Source organism: Candidatus Binatota bacterium, assembly GCA_012960245.1.
Taxonomy (GTDB): Bacteria; Desulfobacterota; Binatia; order UBA1149; family UBA1149; genus UBA1149.
In genome coordinates this window covers 1-20,458 of record DUBO01000013.1, presented here as the reverse complement: position 1 = coordinate 20,458, position 20,458 = coordinate 1, and the positions used below count along the sequence as shown (strand labels likewise).

The window sequence follows — 20,458 nt, the reverse complement described above, 5'->3', positions numbered from 1 at the left end:
CGGATAAAATCGTCGGTGTCGGCCGCCTCGGCCGCCGCCACTATTTCTTCTTCGGTGGCCTCCGGTTTTCCGTAGGCGATGTTCTCGGCCACCGTCCCGCGAAACAGCATCGGGTGCTGCAGCACAACGGCTATATGCTCCCGCAGCGAATCGAGCGTGTAACGGCTTATCTTCTTGCCGTCTATCGTTATCGAGCCCGACAACGGGTCGAACAACCGGGGTAGCAATCCACACATGGTCGACTTACCGGCACCGTTGGGCCCCACGATCGCCACCGTGCGCCCGGGCTTGGTCGTGAACGACACGTCGCGTAGCACGGGCACGCCCTTGCGGTATTCGAAACACACGTTCTTGAAACGCACGCGCCCCTCGAAAGCCGGCGCCTCGGCGGCCCCACGATGCACCTTCACGCGGTCGTCTTCCCTGAGCACCGAGAACACCCTCTCGGCACAGGCCGAGGCCTTCGCCAGGCGACCGGTCACCCTCGATATGCGCCGCAAGGGGCGGTACATGCCGCTGAGGTAGGCTGTAAAGACCAGCAGGTCCCCGGGGGTTAGTATGCCCGAAAGAACGCGGGCCACGCCGAACCACAGCACCGACCCGGTGCCAAGAGCAATGACGACCTCGGCCACCCGCTCCAGGTTGGCCTCCAGTCTCACGGTTTTCAGACCCGACTTAAGGTTGCGCTTGTTCGACTCGCCGAACCTGCGGTCTTCGTAACCCTCGCGGCCGAACACCTGGATCACTGGCACCGCCTGCAGCATTTCGCCCACCATGGCTGCCATGTGCCCTTCGCGCTTGCGCTGCTTGCGCACTGCCTTGCGCAGGTGGCCAGACATGCGGAACACGGCGACCCCGAGCAGCGGCATCACCGACAGCGCGATCATGGTGAGCTGCCAGTCCATGGCCGCCATGACGATGATCATGGCAACCAGCACCAGTACCTGCGTGAAGACTACGAGTACCGCGTCCACGAGCATGTCGCGCATCATGTTGGCGTCGCCGGTGGCGCGCAGCAGCAGGTCACCCACTCGTTGGCGGCGGTGATAAGACAACGACAGGCGCTGCAGGTGAGCGAAGAGCTGGCGCCTGATCTTGAACGTCACCTGCTGACCGGCAGAGGCGATAAGGTACCGCTGCGTGAAGGTAAACAACCCCCACATCAGGCTCACGGCAAGCAAAAGGGCGCAGGAAATGCTCACCACGCCCATGGCCCCGTAGCCCTTGAGCATGGCGTAGGGGAACACCCACTTTACCCTGCCCGCTGGCAGCAGGGCGTAGTCGAAGACCATCTTCATGGGCCACGGCCGCGCGATGACCATGAGTACGGCACCCAGGCTGCAGAGCATGGCGATCAGCAGATCACGACGTACGGGCACGAGGTAGGGGCCAAGCTCGGCCGCGTTAGCCGACAATTTCTGCCACGAAACGCGGCGGAACAATTCGTTCCTGCGTATTTTCATCGGGCCCAGTGAGCTCCCCGCGGCAGCGAAAGCCCACGGCTCCTGGCCGCGAGCATAGCCCGTGCGGTTCCTGTTGCGAAATAGAGCCGGTCGGCGTTAACGCCGTCGAGACTCAATCGCCGCGCTGCTTCTTGGCAATCACCTTGAGCGGAAAAGCGACGCCGCCCGGGAGACCCCTGGGAGTGCACACGCCGTCACCGGCGAGCGGGACGCTGTCGCAGTCGCTGTCAACAAGACAAGAGCCGCTCGGTAGCCCCGCAGTACAGCTCGCTTCGTTTGAAAAACTCTCGTCGATGACGACGGCCGAGCAGGCAATGCGCTTGCTGTCGCTCACGATTCGAGCCGAACCACCGCGTATGTTGGCAGGAAGGCCCGAGATCACTTCGTTCTCGCTCAAAACCTCGGTGTTGTCAGTGCCCACGGTGAAGGTGCCACCTACGGGAACGTCCTCGGCGCCGTTGCCCGTGGGATCGCTAACGTCGTTAAGAGGCGGTCCACCTATGGAGTCGAAGATCTCTATACCGATCCTTATGGTCATGCTGTCCAGGGAGGTGCAGGTAAACACCGTTTCCATACCGTTGTTGTGGATCACGTTGGGCACGTAAAAAATTGTACGCGCTGCCCTGCCGCCGAAAAGCGGCTTGGGGCTGTCGATCACGCCCGAGTAAGCCGGCGCCGCCAGCAAGCCGACAACGGCCACCGAGCAAATAATTCTCACACCTGTTTTCATCATCTATCTCCTCAAAAAATCCTACTTCACTACCCCGGCAAGTGGGGCAATTAACACATTCACTAACATATCCCGCACCCCGTTGACCAGAGGAAAACCCGCCATCTCACACCCATGTGGGTAAAAAACCGCCTAAAAAGAGCTTCCCTCACCGGGCCTTCCCGTAGCCACACATCCGCCACCCGAAAAGTGCAACTCTCGTGCCACGGGGCTCCCCCCAGCCGGGTGTGAGCAACGCGCAAGGCAACAGGCAGCGTTAATGGACTGTGCTCGATGCTGACGACCGCGGGCACGCATTGGCCTGCCTGATAACCGCGCAACAAAGCGCCAAACGCATGCCGAACGGCGATAAAACGCCGTTCGGCGTAGCGCAGCTAAGGTACAGCAGACCGGCCGGCCAGCCGCTCAGGCGGCCAGACTCACCGGCAGGTGGGTGATGCCGCTTATGAAGTTGGACGGCCTCCGCGGGGGCGACCCGCCGTCCACCAGCTGCAGGCCCGGCATGGCGCGGGCCACTTCCTCGAACATTACGCGTAGTTCGAGACGGGCCAGGCTCGCGCCCAGGCAGAAGTGTGGCCCCCAGCCAAAAGCGATGTGCTCGTTGGGGTGCCGGGTGATGTCAAAGTCCATCGGCTGTTCGAACGCGCGCTCGTCGCGATTGGCCGAATCGTAGAGCAGCAGCAGCTTCTCGCCCTCGGCTATGGTCTGCCCGTGCAGTTGGACGTCGCGTGTAGCAACGCGCGCCATGTTCTTGATCGGAGTTACCCAGCGCAGCATCTCCTCTACGGCCATCGGTATGCGCGACTGGTCTTCTACCAGGGCCGCGAACAGTTCGGGCTTGCGCAGCAGTTCATACATGCCGCCCACTATCACGTGGCGAGTCGTCTCGTCGCCACCCACGAGCAGCAATAGCGACTCATACAGCAATTGCTCTTCGCTCAGTTGCTTGCCGTCGATCTCGGCGTGCACCAGGATGCTGATGAGGTCGTCCTGCCTGGGCCGAGCCCGGCGGTCGGCGATCACCTTCTGCTCGTAGTCTGTATACTCGAACATCGTCAGCGCGGCCTTTTCCATCTGGGCGGGGTCGTTGGCCGAGGCACCACACACCAGCTCGTCGGACCAGCGCAGCAGGGCCGCGTGGTCGGCCGGGTCTATACCCAGCATGTCGCCAATGACGATGAGCGGCAGCCACGCGGCAAAATCCATCACGAAGTCGAACTCACCCTTGCTGACGGCCTTGTCGATGAGGCCGCGGCAGATCTCGCGTATGCGCGGTTCGCGGGCCTGCACCTGGCGCACGGTGAATCCCTTGTTGACCAGGCTGCGGCGCTTCTTGTGCTCGGGGTCGTCGAGGTCGATCAGGTGCGGCAGCGGCGGCGTGGCCGGCCTGATGCCACCGGTGTTCGAAAAAGTCTCGGGGTCCTTGGCCACCTTGAGTATGTCGTGGTAGCGGCTGATGCCCCATATGCCCGACGGCTCGTCCCAGTAAGCGGGCGCGTTGTCGCGCATCCAACGGTAGGTGTCGAAAGGCTCACGCTCGTAGAACGTGCCCTCGATGAGTTCGACGTCGGGATTAATCGGGTGGTCTATCTGGGCCATCGGCGGCGTGGTCTCCTTTGTCGTGTTCGGCGAGTAAAATCTGTGCGGTGGACTGATCAGGCCGGCGGCGCAAGGCCGGCCGCGAACACGTCCACCGCGCGGTAGAGTCGGCGAGTTAGATCTCCCAGGCTGTTGCCCTCGTGCTCGTCGAGCATCATGACACCGAACAACCCGGGCAACAGCATGGTAACGGTCTCGTAGGTTTCGAGTTCGTTGCGCACCAGGCCTCGCTGCCTGGCCTTTTCGAGATAGGCGGTCAGCACGGCGACCAGTTCGATGTCCTGGTCGGCCAGCTCGGCGGTGTGCCTGAACACCGCCACGAACATCTCGCGCAACAGCTCGCGGTCTTCCCTGGACAGGCACTCGACCATGGCGTGGACCACCTGGCGCAAAAACGCCCTGGGCTCGGCTCGGGTAGAAGCGTCGAGTTGCCCGGCTACCTGCCGCTGGTAGTCCATGAGAAGCTCTAGAAGAACGTGCTCGCGGGTGGGGAAGTGCAGGTAAAAAGTACCGCGTGCAACACCCGCGGCGCGCACTATGTTTTCGATCTGAGCACCAGCCACGCCCTCGCGCCTGAACTCGACAAGCGCCGCGACCATCAACTTGTCGCGCGTGGCCTGGCGCTTGAGTTCTCTAGGCGGGGTCTCCACTGCTGTGCTGTCGGCGGCTTGCGGCACTTGACTGACATATGTCAGTGACACCCGTCAGTCAAGAAATCGTGATTGCCGCTGCTTGAAAAACAACGGCGGCTGCCCTACTTCCTGTCTGGCTTGCCGACGTAGAATGATGCTCGTGCGAAGAGGAAAGTTACCATGCTGCTTCTGACCCGCGCCGCGCTGTTCGCCGCGCTGCTGGTCAGCAGCGTAAGCCCGGCCGCAAATCCCGCCCAAGCGGATCCCCCGGCTGGAGCGACCGCGCTTCGTTTCACCGCCATCCCCGACCAGAACGCTACCGAGCTCAAGGCCAGGTACAAGCCCGTGGCCGACTACCTGGCCCGCCGCCTGGGCATAGCCGTGGAGTACGTGGCCGCGGCCGACTACCAGGCCTCGGTAGAAATGTTCAAGAACGGAGATGTGCTGCTGGCCTGGTTCGGTGGACTCACCGGTGTGCAGGCCCGCGCGGCGGTGCCCGGCGCCCACGCCATCGTGCAGGGCGCCGAGGACCCCCACTACTACAGTTACTTCATTGCCCACCGCTCGGCGGGACTGGCACCCTCGGAGCAGTTTCCCCTGGCCATTGCCTCGTTGCCCTTCACCTTCGGTTCGGAAAGCTCGACCTCGGGGCGACTGATGCCCGAGTACTTTCTGCGCCGCGCCACGGGCAAGTCACCCGCAGAGTTTTTCGAGCAGGCCTACGGGTTCTCGGGCAGCCATTCACGCACGGCAGCACTGGTGTGCTCGGGCGGCCGCATCAAGGCCGGTGTCATCAACTACCTCACCTGGGACAGCATGGTGGAGACTGGCCGCATCGACAGCTCCGACTGCCAGGTGCTGTGGAAGACGCCTGCCTACGCCGACTACAACATGACGGCCCACCCCGACATCGAGCGGCTCTTCGGCGCGGGCACGACGGCGCGACTGGCTCGCGCGCTCACGGCCATGGACGACCCGGCATTGCTGGCGGCCTTTGCCCGCAGCGGATTGATCGCCGCCAGCGACGGCGAGTTTGAGGGAATAGCGCGCGTGGCCCGTGAGCTGGGCCTGCTCAGGATCCGGAGAACCGCGCGCTGAATCCGCTGCTTGAAATCAACGACCTACGCGTAAACTACGACCGTAGGACGGTGCTCGCAGTTGACCACCTGGCCGTGGCACCCGGCGAGTGCGTGGCCGTGGTCGGCCCCAGTGGCGCGGGTAAAACCACGCTGCTGAGATCCTGCAACGGCACCGTGCCCGCCGCTGCCGGTGGTGTAGCCATCAACGGGCGCCTGCTCTCAGACATGGGTGAACGCGAACTGAGGCGCACTCGCTCCGAGATCGCCTTCATACCGCAGGACCTCGCGCTGGTTCCCGAGCTCAGGGTGGTGGCCAACGTGTTGGCCGGCGGCTTCGGCCGCGAAGGCTTGTTCACTGCGCTGCGCGCGCTGCTCAAGCCTCGCCGTGCCGACACCCAACGTGCCTTCGAACTGCTGCAACGCGTGGGCGTGGGCGACAAGCTCTACCAGCGCAGCGACAAACTCTCGGGCGGCGAGCAGCAACGGGTAGCCGTGGCGCGCGCGCTGTTCGGCGGCCCTCGCATGCTGCTGGCCGATGAGCCGGTGGCCAGTGTTGACCCCGAGCGGGCGCGAGACACCCTGGCGCTGCTGCTCGAGCTGGCCCGTGAGCAGGGTTTTTCGCTGTTGGTAAGCCTGCACAACCTCAATCTCGCGCGCGAACTGTTCGGTCGCCTGCTGGGCCTCAGGCGCGGCCGCCTGCTGTTTGACTGCGCCCCGGCAGAACTGGGCGACGACGAGCTGGAGGCGCTGTACGCGCTGGATCCGAGCGAAGATGAGCAGCGCGACTGACAGCCGCACGGGCACGCGGCGCGCGGTAGTCGGCGCGATCACAGCCGCAGGTCTCGCCTCGGCCGCCTTTCTCAGCGCCCAGGGCCAACTGGCGCTCCCCGGCCTCGAGTCACTCGAACTGCTCGCGCGTTTTTTCTCACATGCCCTGCGGCCGGCCCTGGACTACGGTTCACCCTTCGTGCCGGTGGGCGCGCCACCACTGCTGCTACAGGTAGCCGCCGCCACCTGGCGAACCGTACAGCTGGCCGTGGCCGCCATGAGCCTGGCGGTTCCAGTTGCGCTGCTGCTGGGATTCGCGGGTGCCAGCGCCTGGTGGCGACTGCCAGGGCCTGGCGGGCGCGCCGTCTTGCGGCGCCTGGGCCCGCTGCTCTACGCGCCGGCGAGGGTCGTTATGACACTGGCGCGCTCGGTACACGAGCTGCTGTGGGCACTGCTGTTCCTGGCGGCTGTGGGCCTGAGCGACACCGCAGCCGTGCTGGCCATTGCCATCCCCTACGCCGGCACGCTGGGCAAAGTGTTCTCCGAGATGATAGACGAGGCGCCGCGCGACGCCGCCGTGCAACTGACCGGCAGCGGCGCGACCGCGGCCCAGGCCTTCTCGGTGGCGCTGTTGCCGCGCGCGCTGCCCGACATGGCGGCCTACAGTTTCTATCGCTTTGAGTGCGCGCTCAGGTCGGCCGCAGTACTCGGGTTTTTCGGCCCCGAAACACTGGGCAAGTTCATACGGCTTGCGTGGAACGAATCGCTGTACGCCGAACTGTGGACCTACCTCTACGCGCTGTTCGCCTTGATAGCAGTGAGTGACATGGCAAGCCGCGCTCTCAGGCAACGGTTTCTTGGCGAGACGCCCGCGCGATGAAAGCGAGCGCCGAAGAACTCAGGCGTACGCGCCCACGCAGCCGACTGTTGCGAACCGCCGCGTGGGCCACCGCTGCGCTGGTCGTGTTCTCGTGGATGGGCGGAGACTTCGGACTTGAGCAACTCAGCGGCGAACGCCGCCTGGCCAACCTTGAACGCTTTACGGGCGAGCTTCGTCCCTGGCCCGTGCAGCAACAGGGCGGCTTCGACGCAGGTTCTACCGCCGACTGGCAAACCGTGTACGACTGGGCCGCCGCCCTGATGGCCGACGGAGGCAGCACGGCGCTTGCATCTACGGCCGCCATTGCCGTGCTGGCCTCGGTGCTGGCAGCGCTGGTAGGCTACCTGGCCTGCTGGCCTGCGGCGCGAAACGTCGCCCGCCCGGCGCCCTTCTTCGGCGGCCGGGCCGTTGCCGACCAACGTCGAGGATTGCGCTGGGCGCGCTGGGCCTGGTCGGCGCTCAACCACTCGGTACGCGCGCTATTGCTGTTTGCGCGCGCTGTGCCCGAGTACCTGTGGGCCTTTCTGCTGGTGGAGTCGCTAGGCTACACGGCCCTGCCGGCGGTGCTGGCACTGGCCCTGCACAACGCTGGCATACTGGGACGCCTGGGAGCCGAGACCGTAGAGAACATGCCCCCGGCGCCCGCGCGGGCGTTGGCCGCTGCCGGCGCGTCGAGATCACAGACCGCCGCGGCCGTATTTCCGGGCCTGCTGCCGCGGCTGCTGCTGTACTTCTTCTACCGCTGGGAAACCTGCGTGCGTGAAGCCACCGTGCTGGGCATGCTGGGCGTGCTGTCGCTGGGCTCGCTCATACGCGACGCCCGCGCCGGCAATCTCTACGACGAGCTGTTCTTCTACGTGCTGCTGGGGGCACTGCTGGTGCTGGCGGGCGACCTGCTGTCGGCGCTGGCCCGCGGTCTCGTGCGCCGGGCTTGAGAGGAACGGCGTTTCCCGGTTCAGGCCGTCGCCGAGGAGGCGCTGCCATGACGCAGCAGGCGGCCGGGCAGCGGGTCGTCGGCAGATACAGTGTCGCGACCGTCGCGACGAATGATCACGCCGTTCACGACCACGAGATCTATGCCGGTAGCGTCGACGACCAGGCGGTCGGCGCCGCCGGGCATGTCGTTCACACGCCTTAGTTCGCCGGCGGCCACCTTCTCGGGATCAAACAGCACGAGATCGGCTGGCCGACCCTCGGCCAGCAGACCCCGATCCGACAGCCCGAAGACCTCGGCCGGTCGTGCCGTGAGCATGTGCACGGCCTGCTCCAGCGAGAGCACGCCCTTGTGGCGCACCCAGTGGCCCAGCAAGTGGGTCGAAAAGCATGCGTCGCAGAGCTGGCTCGCATGCGCGCCGGCGTCTGACAGCCCCAGCACCGCGCAGTCAGCCGTGAGCAGTTCGCCCAGCTCGTCCTCATCGTAATTTACAAAGGGCATGCGAAAGCGAACCGCCAACTCGTGGCGCAGCGAAAGGTCCAACACCAGGTCGAGCGCGTCAACACCGCTTTCAGCCGCCAGCTCCACCACCCGGCGGCCCTCCAGATCAGGCTCGGACGCACAGGAGCTCACGACCATCTGATCCCACAGCCCGTTGAAAAACTCGGGTGGATGCTCGGGGCCTACGCCCTGCCGGGCACGCTCACGCCACGCGGGGTCCGCGTAGATGCCCATGCGCTCGGCGGTGGTGGTGGCCCTGGAGATTTCGGCGAACTCCGGCCTCGCTTCATAAGGGAACGGCTCGTCGAAGGTGAAATCGAACTGCAGCGACCGGCAGCTCACCTGCGGCACCACGTCTACGCCGCGATCCACCATCTCCTGCGATTTGCGCATCATGGCCTGCCCACTGCCCGGGCCGGCTATGCCCGCGAGCAACGCCGTCCAACTGAGCGTGCGGCCGGTCTCTTGAGCGATCTGCTCCATCTCGTTGAACAGAAACTCGGGCCCGGCCGTGGCCTGCATTATCCCGCGCCCGGCGGCCCCGAGCTCACGCGCCAGCGAGCATACCTCTTCGTGAGAAGCCACTCGACTGGGCACCGGCAGCCCGCCATGACCCACGTGAGTGGGAGACCGCGAGGTGGCAAAGCCCAGGGCGCCGGCGGCCAGGGCCTCGCGCGCCAGGCTGCACATCTCCGCTATTTCTTCCTCGCTGGCCTCTCGCTCCGTAGCTGCCTCGCCCATCACCCAGGTACGCAGCGGAGTGTGGCCCAGCAGCACGGCGGTGTTGATGGCAGCGCCGCGACTTTCGACCGCGTCGAGGTACTCGGGAAAAGTTTCAAAGGGCCAGTCGTCTGTGAGGCCGGCAGTGAGCGACTCGAAGCTCATGCCCTCCACTTTTTCGAGCGTGCGCATAATGAGCGCGCGGTGCTCGGGCCTGGTGGGCGCTACCCCGAAGCCGCAGTTGCCCATCACCACGGTGGTGACCCCGTGCCAGGGCGACACCGACAGCAGCGGGTCCCACAGAATCTGCGCGTCGTAGTGGGTGTGTATGTCTACGAAGCCCGGGCACAGCACGCGCCCACCGGCGTCGATGGTCTCGCGGGCCTCACCGGGGGCGCTGCCAAGGGCCACTACTCGACCGGCATTTACGCCTGCGTCACCCGTGAAGGCCGGACCGCCGCTGCCGTCGATTATGGTCGCGTTGCTTATCTTGAGGTCGTAGTCCACGCCCGGGTTGTATTGCCCCGCGGCAGCGGTGTGTCCAGCCCGCGGGCGCTTGTCTTCAGGATCGGTCGAGTTGGGCGGCCAGGTCTTCTACCGCAGCGGCGTACTCGGCGACCGTGTCGGTGATGATGTCGGCCACTGTTTTCACCTCGTCTATGCGACCGGCTACCTGCCCGGTCAACGCGATGCCGGCCTCGAGGTCGCCATCGAAGTAGACCTGCTTGACCCCGCCCGCCAGCGTCGCCATCGCCTCGCCCTCGCCTGCTTCCAGGGCCTCGGAGGTCGTGGTTCGCAGTGCGCGCAGGCTGGGACCGGCCCCCGATTTAAGAAACACAGTGTCGGTCTCGGCGGCCCCGATTATGGCCCGCTTCCAGTTTTCGTGCACCGGCGACTCGGCGGACGACACCATGCGAGTCCCCATCTGCACGCCCTCGGCCCCAAGCGCGAATGCGGCTGCCATCGACACTCCGTCGGCAATTCCGCCAGCGGCTATGATGGGAACCTCCACCCGCGATCGTATCAGCGGCACCAGCACCAGGCTCGACACCGGGCGCGGGCCCTTGAAGCCCCCGCCCTCGCCGCCCTCAACGATCAGGCCGTCAACGCCCGCGTCTACGGCCTTCATGGCAGCCCGCAGCGTGGGCACCACGTGGAACACAGTCAGGCCGGCATCCTTGAGCGAGGCGGTGAGCTTGCGCGGGTCGCCGGCCGAGGTCGAAACAAAACTCACCCCCTGCTCGACCACGAAGTCGACGATGTTGGGATCGCGCACGAAGGCCAGCGCGACGTTGACACCGAAAGGCTTGTCGGTGAGTTGGCGCATCAAGGCTATCTCGTTGCGAATCGCGTCGAGCTCTCCCGACGAGGTCTCGATGATGCCCATGGCGCCGGCGTTGGACACCGCCGACGCGAGCTGGGAACGGGCTATCCAGCCCATGGGCGCCTGCACTATGGGCGTGTCAACGCCCAGCATCCTGGTCACACGGTTATCAAATTTCATATTGCCTGTTGTCCCCAGTCAGTCGTCGTCGCCGACGGTGCCGCGCAGCCCCTTGACAGCGCCGCGGTGGTGCTTGCTGCGCAGACGGCGCTCGCGGTTGGCCCGCGACGGCGAGCTGGCGCGACGCGGGCGCGGAGCAGACAGCGCGGCAAGCAGCAGTTCGCGCAAGCGATCGCGCGCGGCTACCTGGTTGCGGTACTGGTGACGGTACTCGGCGGCCACGATGCGTACGCGGCCGCGCCTGTCCATGCGTCGCGAGCATGATTTGCGAAGGCGTTCGACCACCCCCTCGCCCAGCAGCCCCGCGGCGCGGTCGATCTCAAACAACAGCTCCACGCGCGTGGCCACCTTGTTGACATTCTGGCCACCGGGGCCGCCGCCTCGACTGTAGCGCACGCTCAGCAAGGACCCCGGGATGACCAGGTGTCCGCGTATTCTCAAGTCCTGTTGGCCGGCCATTAGCTCGCCCTTAACCCCTGCAACAAGTGCCCGCTCTCAAGCGCCATCGCGTGGCATAAGGCGTATGGCCACCGAGCGACTGTTGTCAAACAACAGGCCGATCCACCAATCGGCCCAGCCGTAGCGCGCACGCATTTCCTCGCGGATAAATTCGTGGGCTATGTCCCTGTGAACCACCAGTGCCCAGTAAGGGGTGGCGGTGTCACCACGCGCGATCTCCACCTTGAGATCCGCGTCGAGATCGGCCATGAACGGACGGTCGGGCGTGGCAGACTCTATCCACAGCTCGCCCTCGGACCGTATGATCCACACGCGGGTCTCCCGCCACTGTCCGCCGGCACCCTGCGTGCGCAACAACACTACCTCTCCGCTCTCGGCCGCGTAGATGGTGATGCCCGCCACGAGCAGCAGCACGCACAACGCCCCCACGAGCAGCCTTACCATGGTCCGCCTGGTCACCGTTCAGTCTCCTTCGTATGCATTCTGCGATCGCCCCCGCGTATCCTGCCAACAGCAGCGCGCCCTGGCAGGATAGCAGACCCGGCGCCAAAGTAACTGCCAACGTCCGCGCCACCGGCACCACGCTCTTTCAATATACCCCGGCAGTCGTACATACTGCACCGGCATGACCGTGCGCTATACAGGATCAAGCTGCGCCGGGGTGGCACGCGCGAGCGCTGCCTGCCTCTTGCTGCTGGCGGGTTGCGCCGGGCGGGGCGAGGCCACCATTGCCGCCGCCTCGAGTCTGCGCGCTGCCATGCCCTCGCTGCTCACCGCCTGGCGCGGGCAGTCGCAGGTTACACTGACCTTCAACGTAAATTACGGAGCTTCGGGCAGCCTGCGACGGCAGGTCGAAGCCGGCGCCCCCACCCACGCGGTGTTCCTGGCCTCGGCCCGACAGGTGGACCGCCTGCTCGAGCAAGGCCTGGTAGACCCCTCCTCGCGCGTGGTCGTGGCCGGCAACCAACTGGTGCTCGCCGGCCCCGAACCGTCAAAAGATCTCAGGTTTGCCGACCTCGCGTCGCTCGCCCCCGGCCAGCTGCTGGCCATGGGCGACCCCGACACCGCGCCAGTGGGCCGCTACGCGCGCGACTACCTACAGGCGCTGGGCATCTGGCCGGCTGTCAAGCAGCGCGCCGTGTACGCTTCGAGTACGGCCGCGGTGCTGGCTTACGCCAGGCGAGGAGAAGTTACCGCGGCCATCGTATACGACAGTGACTTGTTGACGGTAGACGACCTGCTGTTGCTCGACCGCGCCCGGCCGGGCTTGGCGACCCAACCGCTGCTCGTCGCCGCGCTATCGGCCGACGCTCCCCGGGAGTTGGCCGACTTCCTCTCCTTCGTCGTTTCGCAAGCAGGGCAGAAGGTGCTCGCCGAGTACGGCTTCCTGCCGCCGCCCGGAGATACACGGTGAACGCCGAACACGCCTTTCCGGTGCTGCTGTCGTTGCAGGTTGCCACCGCCGCCCTGCTCGTGACCCTACCGCTTGCGCTGCCGTTAGCGCGCCTGCAGGCGCGCAGCCGTTACCGCGGCCGCTCGCTGGTAGACGCCGCGGTGCTACTGCCGCTGGTGTTGCCACCCTCGGTGGTGGGCTACCTGCTGGTGCTGGTCTTCGGTCGCGGGGGACCGCTGGGCGGACTGCTCGACGCCGCTGGACTACGAATCATCTTTACTCCCGCGGCAGCCATTATTGCCTCTGCCGTCGTGGCCTTCCCCATACTTACCCGCAGCGCACAGGCAGCCATCGCCGCGGTGCCGCGCGATATAGAAGAAGCCGCCGCGTCGCTGGGCCTGGCACCGGCCTTCGTGTTTGCGCGCGTCACCGTGCCGGCCGCCTGGAGGGGACTGGCGGCCGCAGTCGTGCTCGCCTTCGCGCGCGCCATGGGCGAGTTCGGCGCAACGCTGATGTTTGCCGGCAACATGCCGGGTTCGACCAACACCATGCCGCTTGAAATATTCAGCGCCTACGAAAGCGGCGACGACGGCCGCGCGCTCCTCTACGTCGCCCTGCTCACCGCCGTGTCGCTGGCGGTAGTGCTCGCCGCCTCTCAGCTCGAAACTCGGTCAGCGGAGCGGGATCGATGAGCGCGCCGGTGCTCGACACCTGCTTCGCGCTCACCGCTGGTCGCGGCCAACGGTCGTTCAGCGTGAAGGTAAACTTCAAGCTCGAGTCCGGGGTGCTTGCTTTGTTCGGTCCGTCAGGAGTGGGCAAGACGCTCACGTTGAGGGCACTGGCCGGGCTGGAGCGGCCCGCCTCGGGACATATCGCGTTCAATGGCAACACGGTTTTTGATTCCAGGCAGAAGCTGTGGGTGCCGGCCTGGCGGCGGCGCGTGGGATGGATGCCACAACACAACGCGCTGTTCCCTTTCAAGTCGGTGCGCGCCAATGTCGCCTTCGGGCTGCCCGCGGGTGAACGCGAGGGGCCGCGGGTTGCCGAGCTGCTCGAAGAGCTGACCATAGAACACCTGGCCCAGGCATCGCCGGGCTCGTTGTCCGGGGGCGAACGCAAGCGCGTTGCCCTCGCGCGTGCGCTGGCCGTGGAGCCGGAGATCTTGCTGCTCGACGAACCCTTCGCGTCGATAGACAGAGACGGCCGCGACGAATTGCTAGCCCTGCTGCAGGGCACCCTCGCCCGCCGTTCGGTGCCGGCCGTGATCGTCACCCACGACGCCCACGAGGCCCAGCGGCTGGCCAACTCGGTGGTGCTCTACGAACGCGGCAGCAGCGCCGAGCAGGGCGACCCCAAGAGTATGCTCCGGGGCTACTGAGACCCGTCGGCTGGAGAACGAAGGGTTATTTTTCGCAGATGGTCTTGGAGCCACGGCTGCTGCAGGTCATCGGCTTTGCCGTCAGGCAGGAGCCCAGAGGGCTGCCAGCCGTATCGAGCATCATACTGACCAACACCGATACCTGGCCCTGGGCGCCATCAAGCTCAACGCCCTTCATCTTAACCTTGAGTCTCGCTATTGCCTTCGCTGGTACGGTGAACAATTTCACCTGCCTCATTCCGCCAGCTACAGTGCCGGTCTTGTCCCTGAGTACGCATTTCTTCCTCCCGGAAGCGCTGCCTACCAGCAGGTGAGGAAAGGTTGACGCGGGTACCTGGGCAGCAAACAGGGCCGTGCCGTCGCCACCGGCCAGCACTATGTCCATGGATTTCTGACAGTCGAGATTCGCGAGAAAACCCGTCTGCAAAATGCTCTTGAGCGTGAACGAATCGTTGGTGGCACCCGCCCGACGCTTCATCGTCAGCTTGGACCCGAATTGTGGGTCTGAAGTCCCCGTGCAAACGCCTACCGTGCACTGATCGTCGGTGGAGCAGAAATCAAGATCGTCGCAGGCACCCGTTTCGTTGATAGCCGACGAAACGCAGGCGCCGGTCAACTCATCGCAGCTCCCCTGCGAACAGCTGGACGACAGGCCCGAGCAGTCTACTACTGCACCAGCCGAGCAACCGGTGACCACGTTACAAATCTCGTCGCCATTGCAGTAGACCCCATCACCACAGAGGTGGTGAGCTGGCATGTGAATGCAGCTGTCGGTCTGTTCGTTGCAGGAATCCACGGAGCAAGCCACACCGTCACTGCAATCGGGGGCAGTTCCCGCCTGGCAGTCCAACACCGCGTCACAGCTCTCGACACCGGTACAGTAGAATGTATCGTCACAGACGGCGTCAACGGGAGTATGACTACAGACTCCCGCGCCATCGCAAAGATCGCTCGTGCAGCCAACCCCCTCGTCCGCACAGTTGGTCAACGCCGCCACAAAACCGTTGTCGGTGCACGAGCCCGCGCCATCGCAGCTGTCCTGCACCACGCACTCGGTGCCGGCACTGCCGCAGTTGGTCAATGCCGCCACAAAACCATCGCCCGGACACGAGTCGGCCAAGCCGTCGCAGCTCTCGGCCAGGTCGCACTCCCCGGTCGACGCGCGACAGACCGTTCCCGCCACCTCGATCTGGCAGGTAGCCGAACAACAGTCGCCCGCTGTAATATTGCCATCGTCGCAGGTTTCGCCCACGTCGACCACCGAGTCTCCGCAGACGGCCATCGCCAGGGCCGGTGCGCCCAGCAGTACGACTGCCGTCGTCACGGTCACCGTCAGTACCAGTGCTACCTGCCGCACAATCACCATATGTTTGTCACCTCTTTGGGGGGGCATCGTCAATCCACCTTGGCCTGCTTTCCACATAACAGACAGTTTTGCCGCCCTGCTTCCGGCAAAACCCGTACCGTTGGCCCACCTGTTCCGAAACCCGGCGCCTAGCGCCCCGGCGCAACCGGGGGGGTAGTACGACTGAAGCGCTTAAGTACGGCGGCCAGCGAGCAAGCGTTCTGCCGTTTTCCACTCCCCCGGCCAGCTGTTACATTCGTCCGCATGCAGGAAGTATCAGTAAGCAGAACAGTAGCGGCGCCCCGACAGCAGGCCTGGGACTTGTACACCGACCACGTATCGTGGCAGGACTGGGCCGGACTGGGGCGCGTACGCCTCGACCGCGAGGGCGACCCTGCCCCCAACGGCAGCGGCTGCGTGCGAGTCATAACCTCGGCCGGTATGCCGGTGTACGAAGAAATCCTGGAGTTCGACGTGCCCACACGCATGACCTACACCTTGGTCAAGGGCGCCATGCCGATTCGCGACCACCTCGGCGAGGTGGATTTTTCGGACGACGGCGAGGGCACGCTCATCGAGTGGCGAGCGCGCTTCAACTCAAAAATACCTGGACTTGGATGGTTGCTGAAGCTGATCGTACAGAAAGTTTTTGACCAGGCGATGGACGGCTTCGAGCGTCGCCTGGCCGAAGAATAGGCGATAGCCGACCGGTAACCACCAGTGAGCGCTTGTATCGACACCCTGGGTCGTCGCCTGTCCGAGGTGAGGATATCGGTCACCGACCGCTGTAACTTTCGCTGCCCTTACTGCATGCCGGCCGACCTCTTCGGCGAGAGCTACAGCTTTCTACCCAGGCCCGAGCTGCTGAGCTACGAAGAAATCGCCAGGCTCGTGGGCATACTTGCGGGCCTGGGAGTGAGCAAGGCAAGGATAACCGGTGGCGAACCGCTGGTACGCGCCGACCTCGGAGATCTCGTCAAGCGCCTGTCGGCCATCGACGGCATCGACGACATAGCCCTGACCACCAACGGCGCGCTGCTCGCACAGCAGGCCACTCACCTGGCCGAGGCTGGCCTCCACCGGGTCACCGTGAGCCTGGACAGCCTCAACCCGGTTATGTTCCAACGCATGAACGGCGGCCGCGGCAACCTGGACGACGTGCTGGCGGGCATCGCGGACGCGGTCGAAGCGGGACTATCCCCGATCAAGGTCAACTGCGTAGTGGTGCGTGACATGAACGACGACTCCTTTGAAAACATAGCCGAGTACTTTCGCGGCACTGATGTCGAGCTGCGCTTCATCGAGTACATGGACGTCGGCACGCGCAACGACTGGGAAATGGGCAAGGTCGTAACCGCTTCCGAGATAGTAGAGCGGCTGGCCGCTCGCTGGCCGCTGGAGTCGATCGAACGGAGCTCGCCTTCGGAAGTGGCCGGCCGCTACCGCTACACCGACGGACAGGGGACGGTGGGAGTGGTGTCGTCGGTAACAGCACCGTTCTGCGGCGCCTGCACACGCGCGCGGCTTACCACCAACGGCCGCCTGGTGAACTGCCTGTTTGCCGAGGGCGGCGTCGATCTGAAAGGACCGTTGAGAAGCGGCGCCAGCGACCAACAACTCACCGATATAATACTGGGCAGCTGGCGCGCGCGTGACGATCGCTACTCGGAGCTGCGCACGCAGGCCACCAGCGGCGACTCCCCCCCGCGACGGCGCATGGAAATGTACCAGCTCGGCGGCTGAGGGTGCAGCAGTCGCCGGGTAAAAAAAAGGCCGCCACTTTCCAGTGACGGCCTCCATCTTTAACAGTCGCGCAATGCCCTAGGGGCAGTCCACGATTCCACCACCGAGGTAGGGACCGGCGGGAAGACTACCAGGTACCGGGTCATCGTCGCAGGAACCGCCGACACCGCAGTCGCCATCAACAGTGCAGGGACCGCCCGGCGTATCGCCACCCTGGCAGGTAGCAATCAGGTTGCAGTCCGTACACTCCACGTCGACCCAGGACGGCTCGTCGTCCATCATGTCGTTGACCCAGTCCACGAGCGTGGGCACGCCACCCGAAGTATCGGTGTAGACCTTGTCGCTGCCCCAGCCGGTATGGCGTGACCCCGCGCCTATGTAGTAGCGGTAGTTCGACGCCGCGGTGGAAATCTGCTCGGACATCGCCTTCATTTGAGAGTTCCATGTACAGGTAGGCTCCCACCAGGAGGTCCACGCCAGCGGGTTGCCCGGGTTGAGCATCACCTGGTAAAAGGCGGACTGGCCGCCGCCGCTGCCGTCGTAGGCGGTGGTGTAGTTGGCAAATCGGTTCGCGGGAAAGTAGTTGGCTATACCGATCATGGTGTCGGCCATCGAGGTCGTCGCCAGGGGTGCATCGAGACCCGGGATGTGATCGGGCCGGGTATTGGCTACCCCCCAGTTCGGAAAGTAATTGGCCTGCCACTCAGGTGTTATGACGCCGTTGCCACCGTCGCCTATAACGTCAAAGCGAGACGCCGGGTATACCGATTCCATCAGTGGCACCGAGTTCATCACCGCACCGTAGGAGCCCGCGCTTGAGCCGGTTACGAAGACCCGGTCGGGGTTTAAGAAATGCTCGCGCGCCCATTTTTCGGCCAGCGAGGCGTTGTGCCGACCGTGGTGATAAATGCCACCGCCTGAATAACCCCCGAAGGCATCGCCCCAGTGAACGTCACCCGTGCAGTAGGTCACGAAGACCTGGTGCCAATCCTTGAAAGGATTGTCGGGGTTGTCCGTATCGGCAAAGCCCGTGTCGATAAGCGCCGGGCTGTCGGACTCGGAGGCCGTGTCGCCAAAAATCCCCAGTTGGTTACACGACAGGCTGTCCCAGCAGGCGCCACCACCTTGGTAGTACATCACCAGGTTGTTGACCGTGCCTTTTTTGACGAAGAACATGTAGGGAGTAAGCCGCGAGCAGGTCGGGAACAGGGTGGTTATGGCCTTGGGGTACTTGGCCGGGTACTCAACATTGGCCACGGGCACCGATATCGTGGTCCAGTCGGTGGACACGTTGGGCGACACGGTAGTGTCGGTGACCACTTCGTCGGCGGCAGCCGAGGCTGCAGCACTGATAGTCGCGCCGTCGGTCGTCGACGGGCAGGTCACTCCCTTGCCCAGCGCCTTGGCAACCGACTTGTCATACAGCTTGGTGAACTTGGCCTCGGCCTTGGCCACGGCCGCCGCCAGCGCAGTGCCGTCCTTGTCCTTGAGCAGGTCCTTGATGTACTTGCTCTCGGACTTGAGCAGGCCCTGGCAGAGCTTGGCAGCCGCCTTGTTTATCTTTGCACGACAACCGGTGTCGATCTTGTCGCCCGTGTCCACGCCGTCGAGCACGGTGGCGGCCAACGCCGCGGCCGCTGCTTCAACCGACACGCGCATGTCGGCAGAGCTGGCCGTGGTGTCGGCGCAGTCCACGTTCTTCTTGGCAGCGCTGGTCTCCGACTTGGTCCAGCTGCCGTCGAGCTTGGTCGCGGCCTTGGTGATGGCAGCGTCGCGCGACGCTGAGTCATCGGCGTTCTTGCTCCAGGCACCGAGCACCGAGGCGCAGAACTTGCCCGCAGCGCCCATCTTCTTGGCTACACAGGTGTTGCCCGGGTAAGCGGCCGACGAGGGGCCGGCAAACGCCGTGAGGGTCATGGCCAGGGCGGCGGCAAAAGCGATGGGGAAAAACTTCTTCATGTCGGGGTCTCCTACTGGTTGGTCTTGTATGTAGTAGCCGCGCGCAAAGCGCGGCTTGTCGATAAGAATGCGGTCAGGAAGGCACCTGTGTCAAGGCTGTAAGGCGCACGAGCACCGCATTGCGCGCCACTGCCCCCCCGATCGGGGGTGCCCCGGCTGGATTGCCCTTCATCCAGCCGGATTGCCCCGGTCAATGTAGCCCGCGTAGTGTCCGCTCAGGGAGCAGGGCAGTTAACAATCCCACCGCCCGGAAACTCGGTGGTCGGCGATGGCGGCGCCGGATCGTCGCTGCAGACTCCGCCACCGACACATTCAATGTCCGACACACAGGCCTGTCCCGAATTGTCGCCACCCGAACACACGCTGATCATGTTGCAGTCCGTGCAAGCCTCGTTGGCCCAGGCTGGATCGTCGTCAAGCATATCCCCTATCCAGGTGGCGAGCGTTGGAACGCCACCATGGGTGTCGTGGAATATCTTGTCGCCGAACCAGATCGTGTGCTGGGTGCCGGCACCAATGTAGGAGCGGAAGTTGTCACCGGTCACAGCCACTTCCGTATCAGCCAGAATTGTCATGGCCTCAGTGTTCCATTCGCAGGCCTCGTTCCACCATTGCGCCCAGATGAGAGGATCACCCGGATTCCCCATGGCGCGAAAGAACTGGGCCTGTACGAAGTCATAGGCTGTTGAGTACTGGCCAAACCGGTGGTCAGGATAACGGTTGGCTATGCCGGCCCACACGTCCGACATCACCAAGTCTTCTACCGGACCATCCAGCCCCGGCACATAATCCGGCACTGTTTTCGCCACCCCCCAATTTGGAAAGTAGGTGGCTTGCCAGGCCAGATCCGCCACGCCAATGCCGGCATCAGCCAGCACGTCGAAGTGAGAGGCTGGGTAGATGAATTCCATCAGCGGCACGGAGTTCAGGAGAGCGCCGTAGGCCCCCGCGCTCGAGCCGGTAACGAACACCCGGTCGGGGTTTACGAAATGCTCGCGTGCGTACTTTTCGACCAGCGACGCGTTGTGTCGACCATGGTGGTAAACACCACCGCCGCCACCATACCCCCCGAAGGCGTCACCCCAGTGAATGTCGCCCGTGCAGTAGGGAATCAGCACCACGTTCCAGTCGGCAAAAGGATTGGAGGGATCGCTGAAATCCGTGAACCCGGTGCTTCCAGTCGCGGGATCATAGGATTCGTCTATGGCCTGGGCGAAGGTCTGCGCCACGTTGCAGGAGATGTTGTCCCAGCACGCGCCACCTCCGAAGTAGTACACGAGAAGATTGTTAGTCGTCCCCCTCTTGGCGTAGTAGCGGTAGGGAGTAAGCCGCGAGCAGGTCGGGAACAGGGTGGTTATGGCCTTGGGGTAC

Annotated in this window: 20 protein-coding genes; 9 read left to right on the top strand and 11 right to left on the bottom strand. The window is 64.4% G+C overall.

Features of this window, described 5'->3' with window-relative positions; genetic code table 11:
• The 4 genes from EYQ35_02175 to EYQ35_02160 all read right to left on the bottom strand — a co-directional run.
• On the bottom strand, positions 1-1,463 hold a 1,463-nt coding region (locus EYQ35_02175), incomplete at its 3' end, for an ABC transporter ATP-binding protein (protein ID HIF62949.1).
• A gap of 112 nt (positions 1,464-1,575) precedes the next feature.
• Complete coding sequence (locus EYQ35_02170; GenBank protein ID HIF62948.1) at positions 1,576-2,193, bottom strand: hypothetical protein; 618 nt, start codon at positions 2,191-2,193, stop codon at positions 1,576-1,578.
• Positions 2,194-2,598: 405 nt separating this feature from the next.
• Entirely contained in the window at positions 2,599-3,792 is a 1,194-nt protein-coding gene (locus EYQ35_02165; GenBank protein HIF62947.1) for a cytochrome P450, read from the bottom strand.
• A 56-nt stretch (positions 3,793-3,848) separates the two neighbouring features.
• Positions 3,849-4,391: a TetR/AcrR family transcriptional regulator gene (locus EYQ35_02160; GenBank protein ID HIF62946.1), complete on the bottom strand. Its 543-nt coding sequence runs from the start codon at positions 4,389-4,391 to the stop codon at positions 3,849-3,851.
• A 213-nt stretch (positions 4,392-4,604) separates the two neighbouring features.
• Between EYQ35_02160 and EYQ35_02155 the strand changes: the two genes are divergently transcribed.
• From EYQ35_02155 to EYQ35_02140, 4 genes are read left to right on the top strand one after another with little or no spacing between them, the layout of a single operon-like run.
• Positions 4,605-5,522 (top strand): putative selenate ABC transporter substrate-binding protein, encoded by a 918-nt coding sequence (locus EYQ35_02155; GenBank protein ID HIF62945.1) that lies wholly within the window; start codon positions 4,605-4,607, stop codon positions 5,520-5,522.
• A complete protein-coding gene (locus tag EYQ35_02150) occupies positions 5,519-6,292 on the top strand; it encodes an ATP-binding cassette domain-containing protein (protein ID HIF62944.1) in 774 nt (257 codons plus the stop codon). The genes EYQ35_02155 and EYQ35_02150 overlap by 4 nt, the downstream gene beginning before the upstream one ends.
• Positions 6,276-7,151 (top strand): ABC transporter permease subunit, encoded by an 876-nt coding sequence (locus tag EYQ35_02145; protein HIF62943.1) that lies wholly within the window; start codon positions 6,276-6,278, stop codon positions 7,149-7,151. The genes EYQ35_02150 and EYQ35_02145 overlap by 17 nt, the downstream gene beginning before the upstream one ends.
• Complete coding sequence (locus EYQ35_02140; protein ID HIF62942.1) at positions 7,148-8,086, top strand: ABC transporter permease subunit; 939 nt, start codon at positions 7,148-7,150, stop codon at positions 8,084-8,086. The genes EYQ35_02145 and EYQ35_02140 overlap by 4 nt, the downstream gene beginning before the upstream one ends.
• A gap of 20 nt (positions 8,087-8,106) precedes the next feature.
• Here EYQ35_02140 and EYQ35_02135 read toward each other — a convergent pair whose 3' ends face one another.
• From EYQ35_02135 to EYQ35_02120, 4 genes are read right to left on the bottom strand one after another with little or no spacing between them, the layout of a single operon-like run.
• Positions 8,107-9,813, bottom strand: a complete 1,707-nt coding sequence (locus tag EYQ35_02135; GenBank protein ID HIF62941.1) for an amidohydrolase — start codon at positions 9,811-9,813, stop codon at positions 8,107-8,109.
• A 55-nt stretch (positions 9,814-9,868) separates the two neighbouring features.
• Positions 9,869-10,810: a nitronate monooxygenase gene (locus EYQ35_02130; GenBank protein HIF62940.1), complete on the bottom strand. Its 942-nt coding sequence runs from the start codon at positions 10,808-10,810 to the stop codon at positions 9,869-9,871.
• Between the two features lie 18 nt (positions 10,811-10,828).
• Positions 10,829-11,269 (bottom strand): aminoacyl-tRNA hydrolase, encoded by a 441-nt coding sequence (locus EYQ35_02125; GenBank protein HIF62939.1) that lies wholly within the window; start codon positions 11,267-11,269, stop codon positions 10,829-10,831.
• A 36-nt stretch (positions 11,270-11,305) separates the two neighbouring features.
• Positions 11,306-11,728 carry a hypothetical protein gene (locus EYQ35_02120; GenBank protein ID HIF62938.1) on the bottom strand — a complete coding sequence of 141 codons (423 nt, stop codon included), beginning with the start codon at positions 11,726-11,728 and terminating at the stop codon, positions 11,306-11,308.
• A gap of 166 nt (positions 11,729-11,894) precedes the next feature.
• Here EYQ35_02120 and modA point away from each other — a divergent pair, with 166 nt between their 5' ends.
• The 3 genes from modA to EYQ35_02105 are packed head-to-tail and all read left to right on the top strand — an operon-like array spanning position 11,895 to position 14,040.
• Positions 11,895-12,683, top strand: a complete 789-nt coding sequence (gene modA / locus EYQ35_02115; protein ID HIF62937.1) for a molybdate ABC transporter substrate-binding protein — start codon at positions 11,895-11,897, stop codon at positions 12,681-12,683.
• Positions 12,680-13,354 (top strand): molybdate ABC transporter permease subunit, encoded by a 675-nt coding sequence (gene modB / locus EYQ35_02110; protein ID HIF62936.1) that lies wholly within the window; start codon positions 12,680-12,682, stop codon positions 13,352-13,354. Before modA ends, modB begins: the two co-directional genes overlap by 4 nt.
• Positions 13,351-14,040, top strand: a complete 690-nt coding sequence (locus EYQ35_02105) for an ATP-binding cassette domain-containing protein (protein ID HIF62935.1) — start codon at positions 13,351-13,353, stop codon at positions 14,038-14,040. The genes modB and EYQ35_02105 overlap by 4 nt, the downstream gene beginning before the upstream one ends.
• Before the next feature lie 25 nt (positions 14,041-14,065).
• On the opposite strand, the gene EYQ35_02100 is transcribed toward EYQ35_02105, so the two are convergent.
• On the bottom strand, positions 14,066-15,463 hold the full coding sequence (locus EYQ35_02100) for a hypothetical protein (GenBank protein ID HIF62934.1): 1,398 nt from the start codon (positions 15,461-15,463) through the stop codon (positions 14,066-14,068).
• A gap of 186 nt (positions 15,464-15,649) precedes the next feature.
• Here EYQ35_02100 and EYQ35_02095 point away from each other — a divergent pair, with 186 nt between their 5' ends.
• Together EYQ35_02095 and moaA are read left to right on the top strand one after the other, a co-directional pair.
• A complete protein-coding gene (locus EYQ35_02095; protein HIF62933.1) occupies positions 15,650-16,081 on the top strand; it encodes an SRPBCC family protein in 432 nt (143 codons plus the stop codon).
• A 24-nt stretch (positions 16,082-16,105) separates the two neighbouring features.
• Positions 16,106-17,128 (top strand): GTP 3',8-cyclase MoaA, encoded by a 1,023-nt coding sequence (moaA, locus tag EYQ35_02090; GenBank protein HIF62932.1) that lies wholly within the window; start codon positions 16,106-16,108, stop codon positions 17,126-17,128.
• A 78-nt stretch (positions 17,129-17,206) separates the two neighbouring features.
• Here moaA and EYQ35_02085 read toward each other — a convergent pair whose 3' ends face one another.
• Both EYQ35_02085 and EYQ35_02080 read right to left on the bottom strand, forming a co-directional pair.
• Complete coding sequence (locus tag EYQ35_02085) at positions 17,207-19,087, bottom strand: hypothetical protein (GenBank protein HIF62931.1); 1,881 nt, start codon at positions 19,085-19,087, stop codon at positions 17,207-17,209.
• Between the two features lie 215 nt (positions 19,088-19,302).
• The coding region (locus tag EYQ35_02080) for a hypothetical protein (GenBank protein ID HIF62930.1) at positions 19,303-20,458 on the bottom strand (1,156 nt) is incomplete at its 5' end.

What these genes read in the sequence shown, in the direction of transcription:
- EYQ35_02160 (HIF62946.1), bottom strand. Translation starts at nt 4,391, where the DNA reads ATGGTCGCGGCGCTTGTCGAGTTCAGGCGCGAGGGCGTGGCTGGTGCT.
- EYQ35_02100 (HIF62934.1), bottom strand. Translation starts at nt 15,463, where the DNA reads ATGTGGAAAGCAGGCCAAGGTGGATTGACGATGCCCCCCCAAAGAGGT.
- EYQ35_02165 (HIF62947.1), bottom strand. Translation starts at nt 3,792, where the DNA reads ATGGCCCAGATAGACCACCCGATTAATCCCGACGTCGAACTCATCGAG.
- EYQ35_02140 (HIF62942.1), top strand. Translation starts at nt 7,148, where the DNA reads ATGAAAGCGAGCGCCGAAGAACTCAGGCGTACGCGCCCACGCAGCCGA.
- modA (HIF62937.1), top strand. Translation starts at nt 11,895, where the DNA reads ATGACCGTGCGCTATACAGGATCAAGCTGCGCCGGGGTGGCACGCGCG.
- EYQ35_02085 (HIF62931.1), bottom strand. Translation starts at nt 19,087, where the DNA reads ATGAAGAAGTTTTTCCCCATCGCTTTTGCCGCCGCCCTGGCCATGACC.
- EYQ35_02105 (HIF62935.1), top strand. Translation starts at nt 13,351, where the DNA reads ATGAGCGCGCCGGTGCTCGACACCTGCTTCGCGCTCACCGCTGGTCGC.
- EYQ35_02145 (HIF62943.1), top strand. Translation starts at nt 6,276, where the DNA reads ATGAGCAGCGCGACTGACAGCCGCACGGGCACGCGGCGCGCGGTAGTC.
- EYQ35_02155 (HIF62945.1), top strand. Translation starts at nt 4,605, where the DNA reads ATGCTGCTTCTGACCCGCGCCGCGCTGTTCGCCGCGCTGCTGGTCAGC.
- EYQ35_02170 (HIF62948.1), bottom strand. Translation starts at nt 2,193, where the DNA reads ATGAAAACAGGTGTGAGAATTATTTGCTCGGTGGCCGTTGTCGGCTTG.
- EYQ35_02095 (HIF62933.1), top strand. Translation starts at nt 15,650, where the DNA reads ATGCAGGAAGTATCAGTAAGCAGAACAGTAGCGGCGCCCCGACAGCAG.
- EYQ35_02130 (HIF62940.1), bottom strand. Translation starts at nt 10,810, where the DNA reads ATGAAATTTGATAACCGTGTGACCAGGATGCTGGGCGTTGACACGCCC.
- EYQ35_02125 (HIF62939.1), bottom strand. Translation starts at nt 11,269, where the DNA reads ATGGCCGGCCAACAGGACTTGAGAATACGCGGACACCTGGTCATCCCG.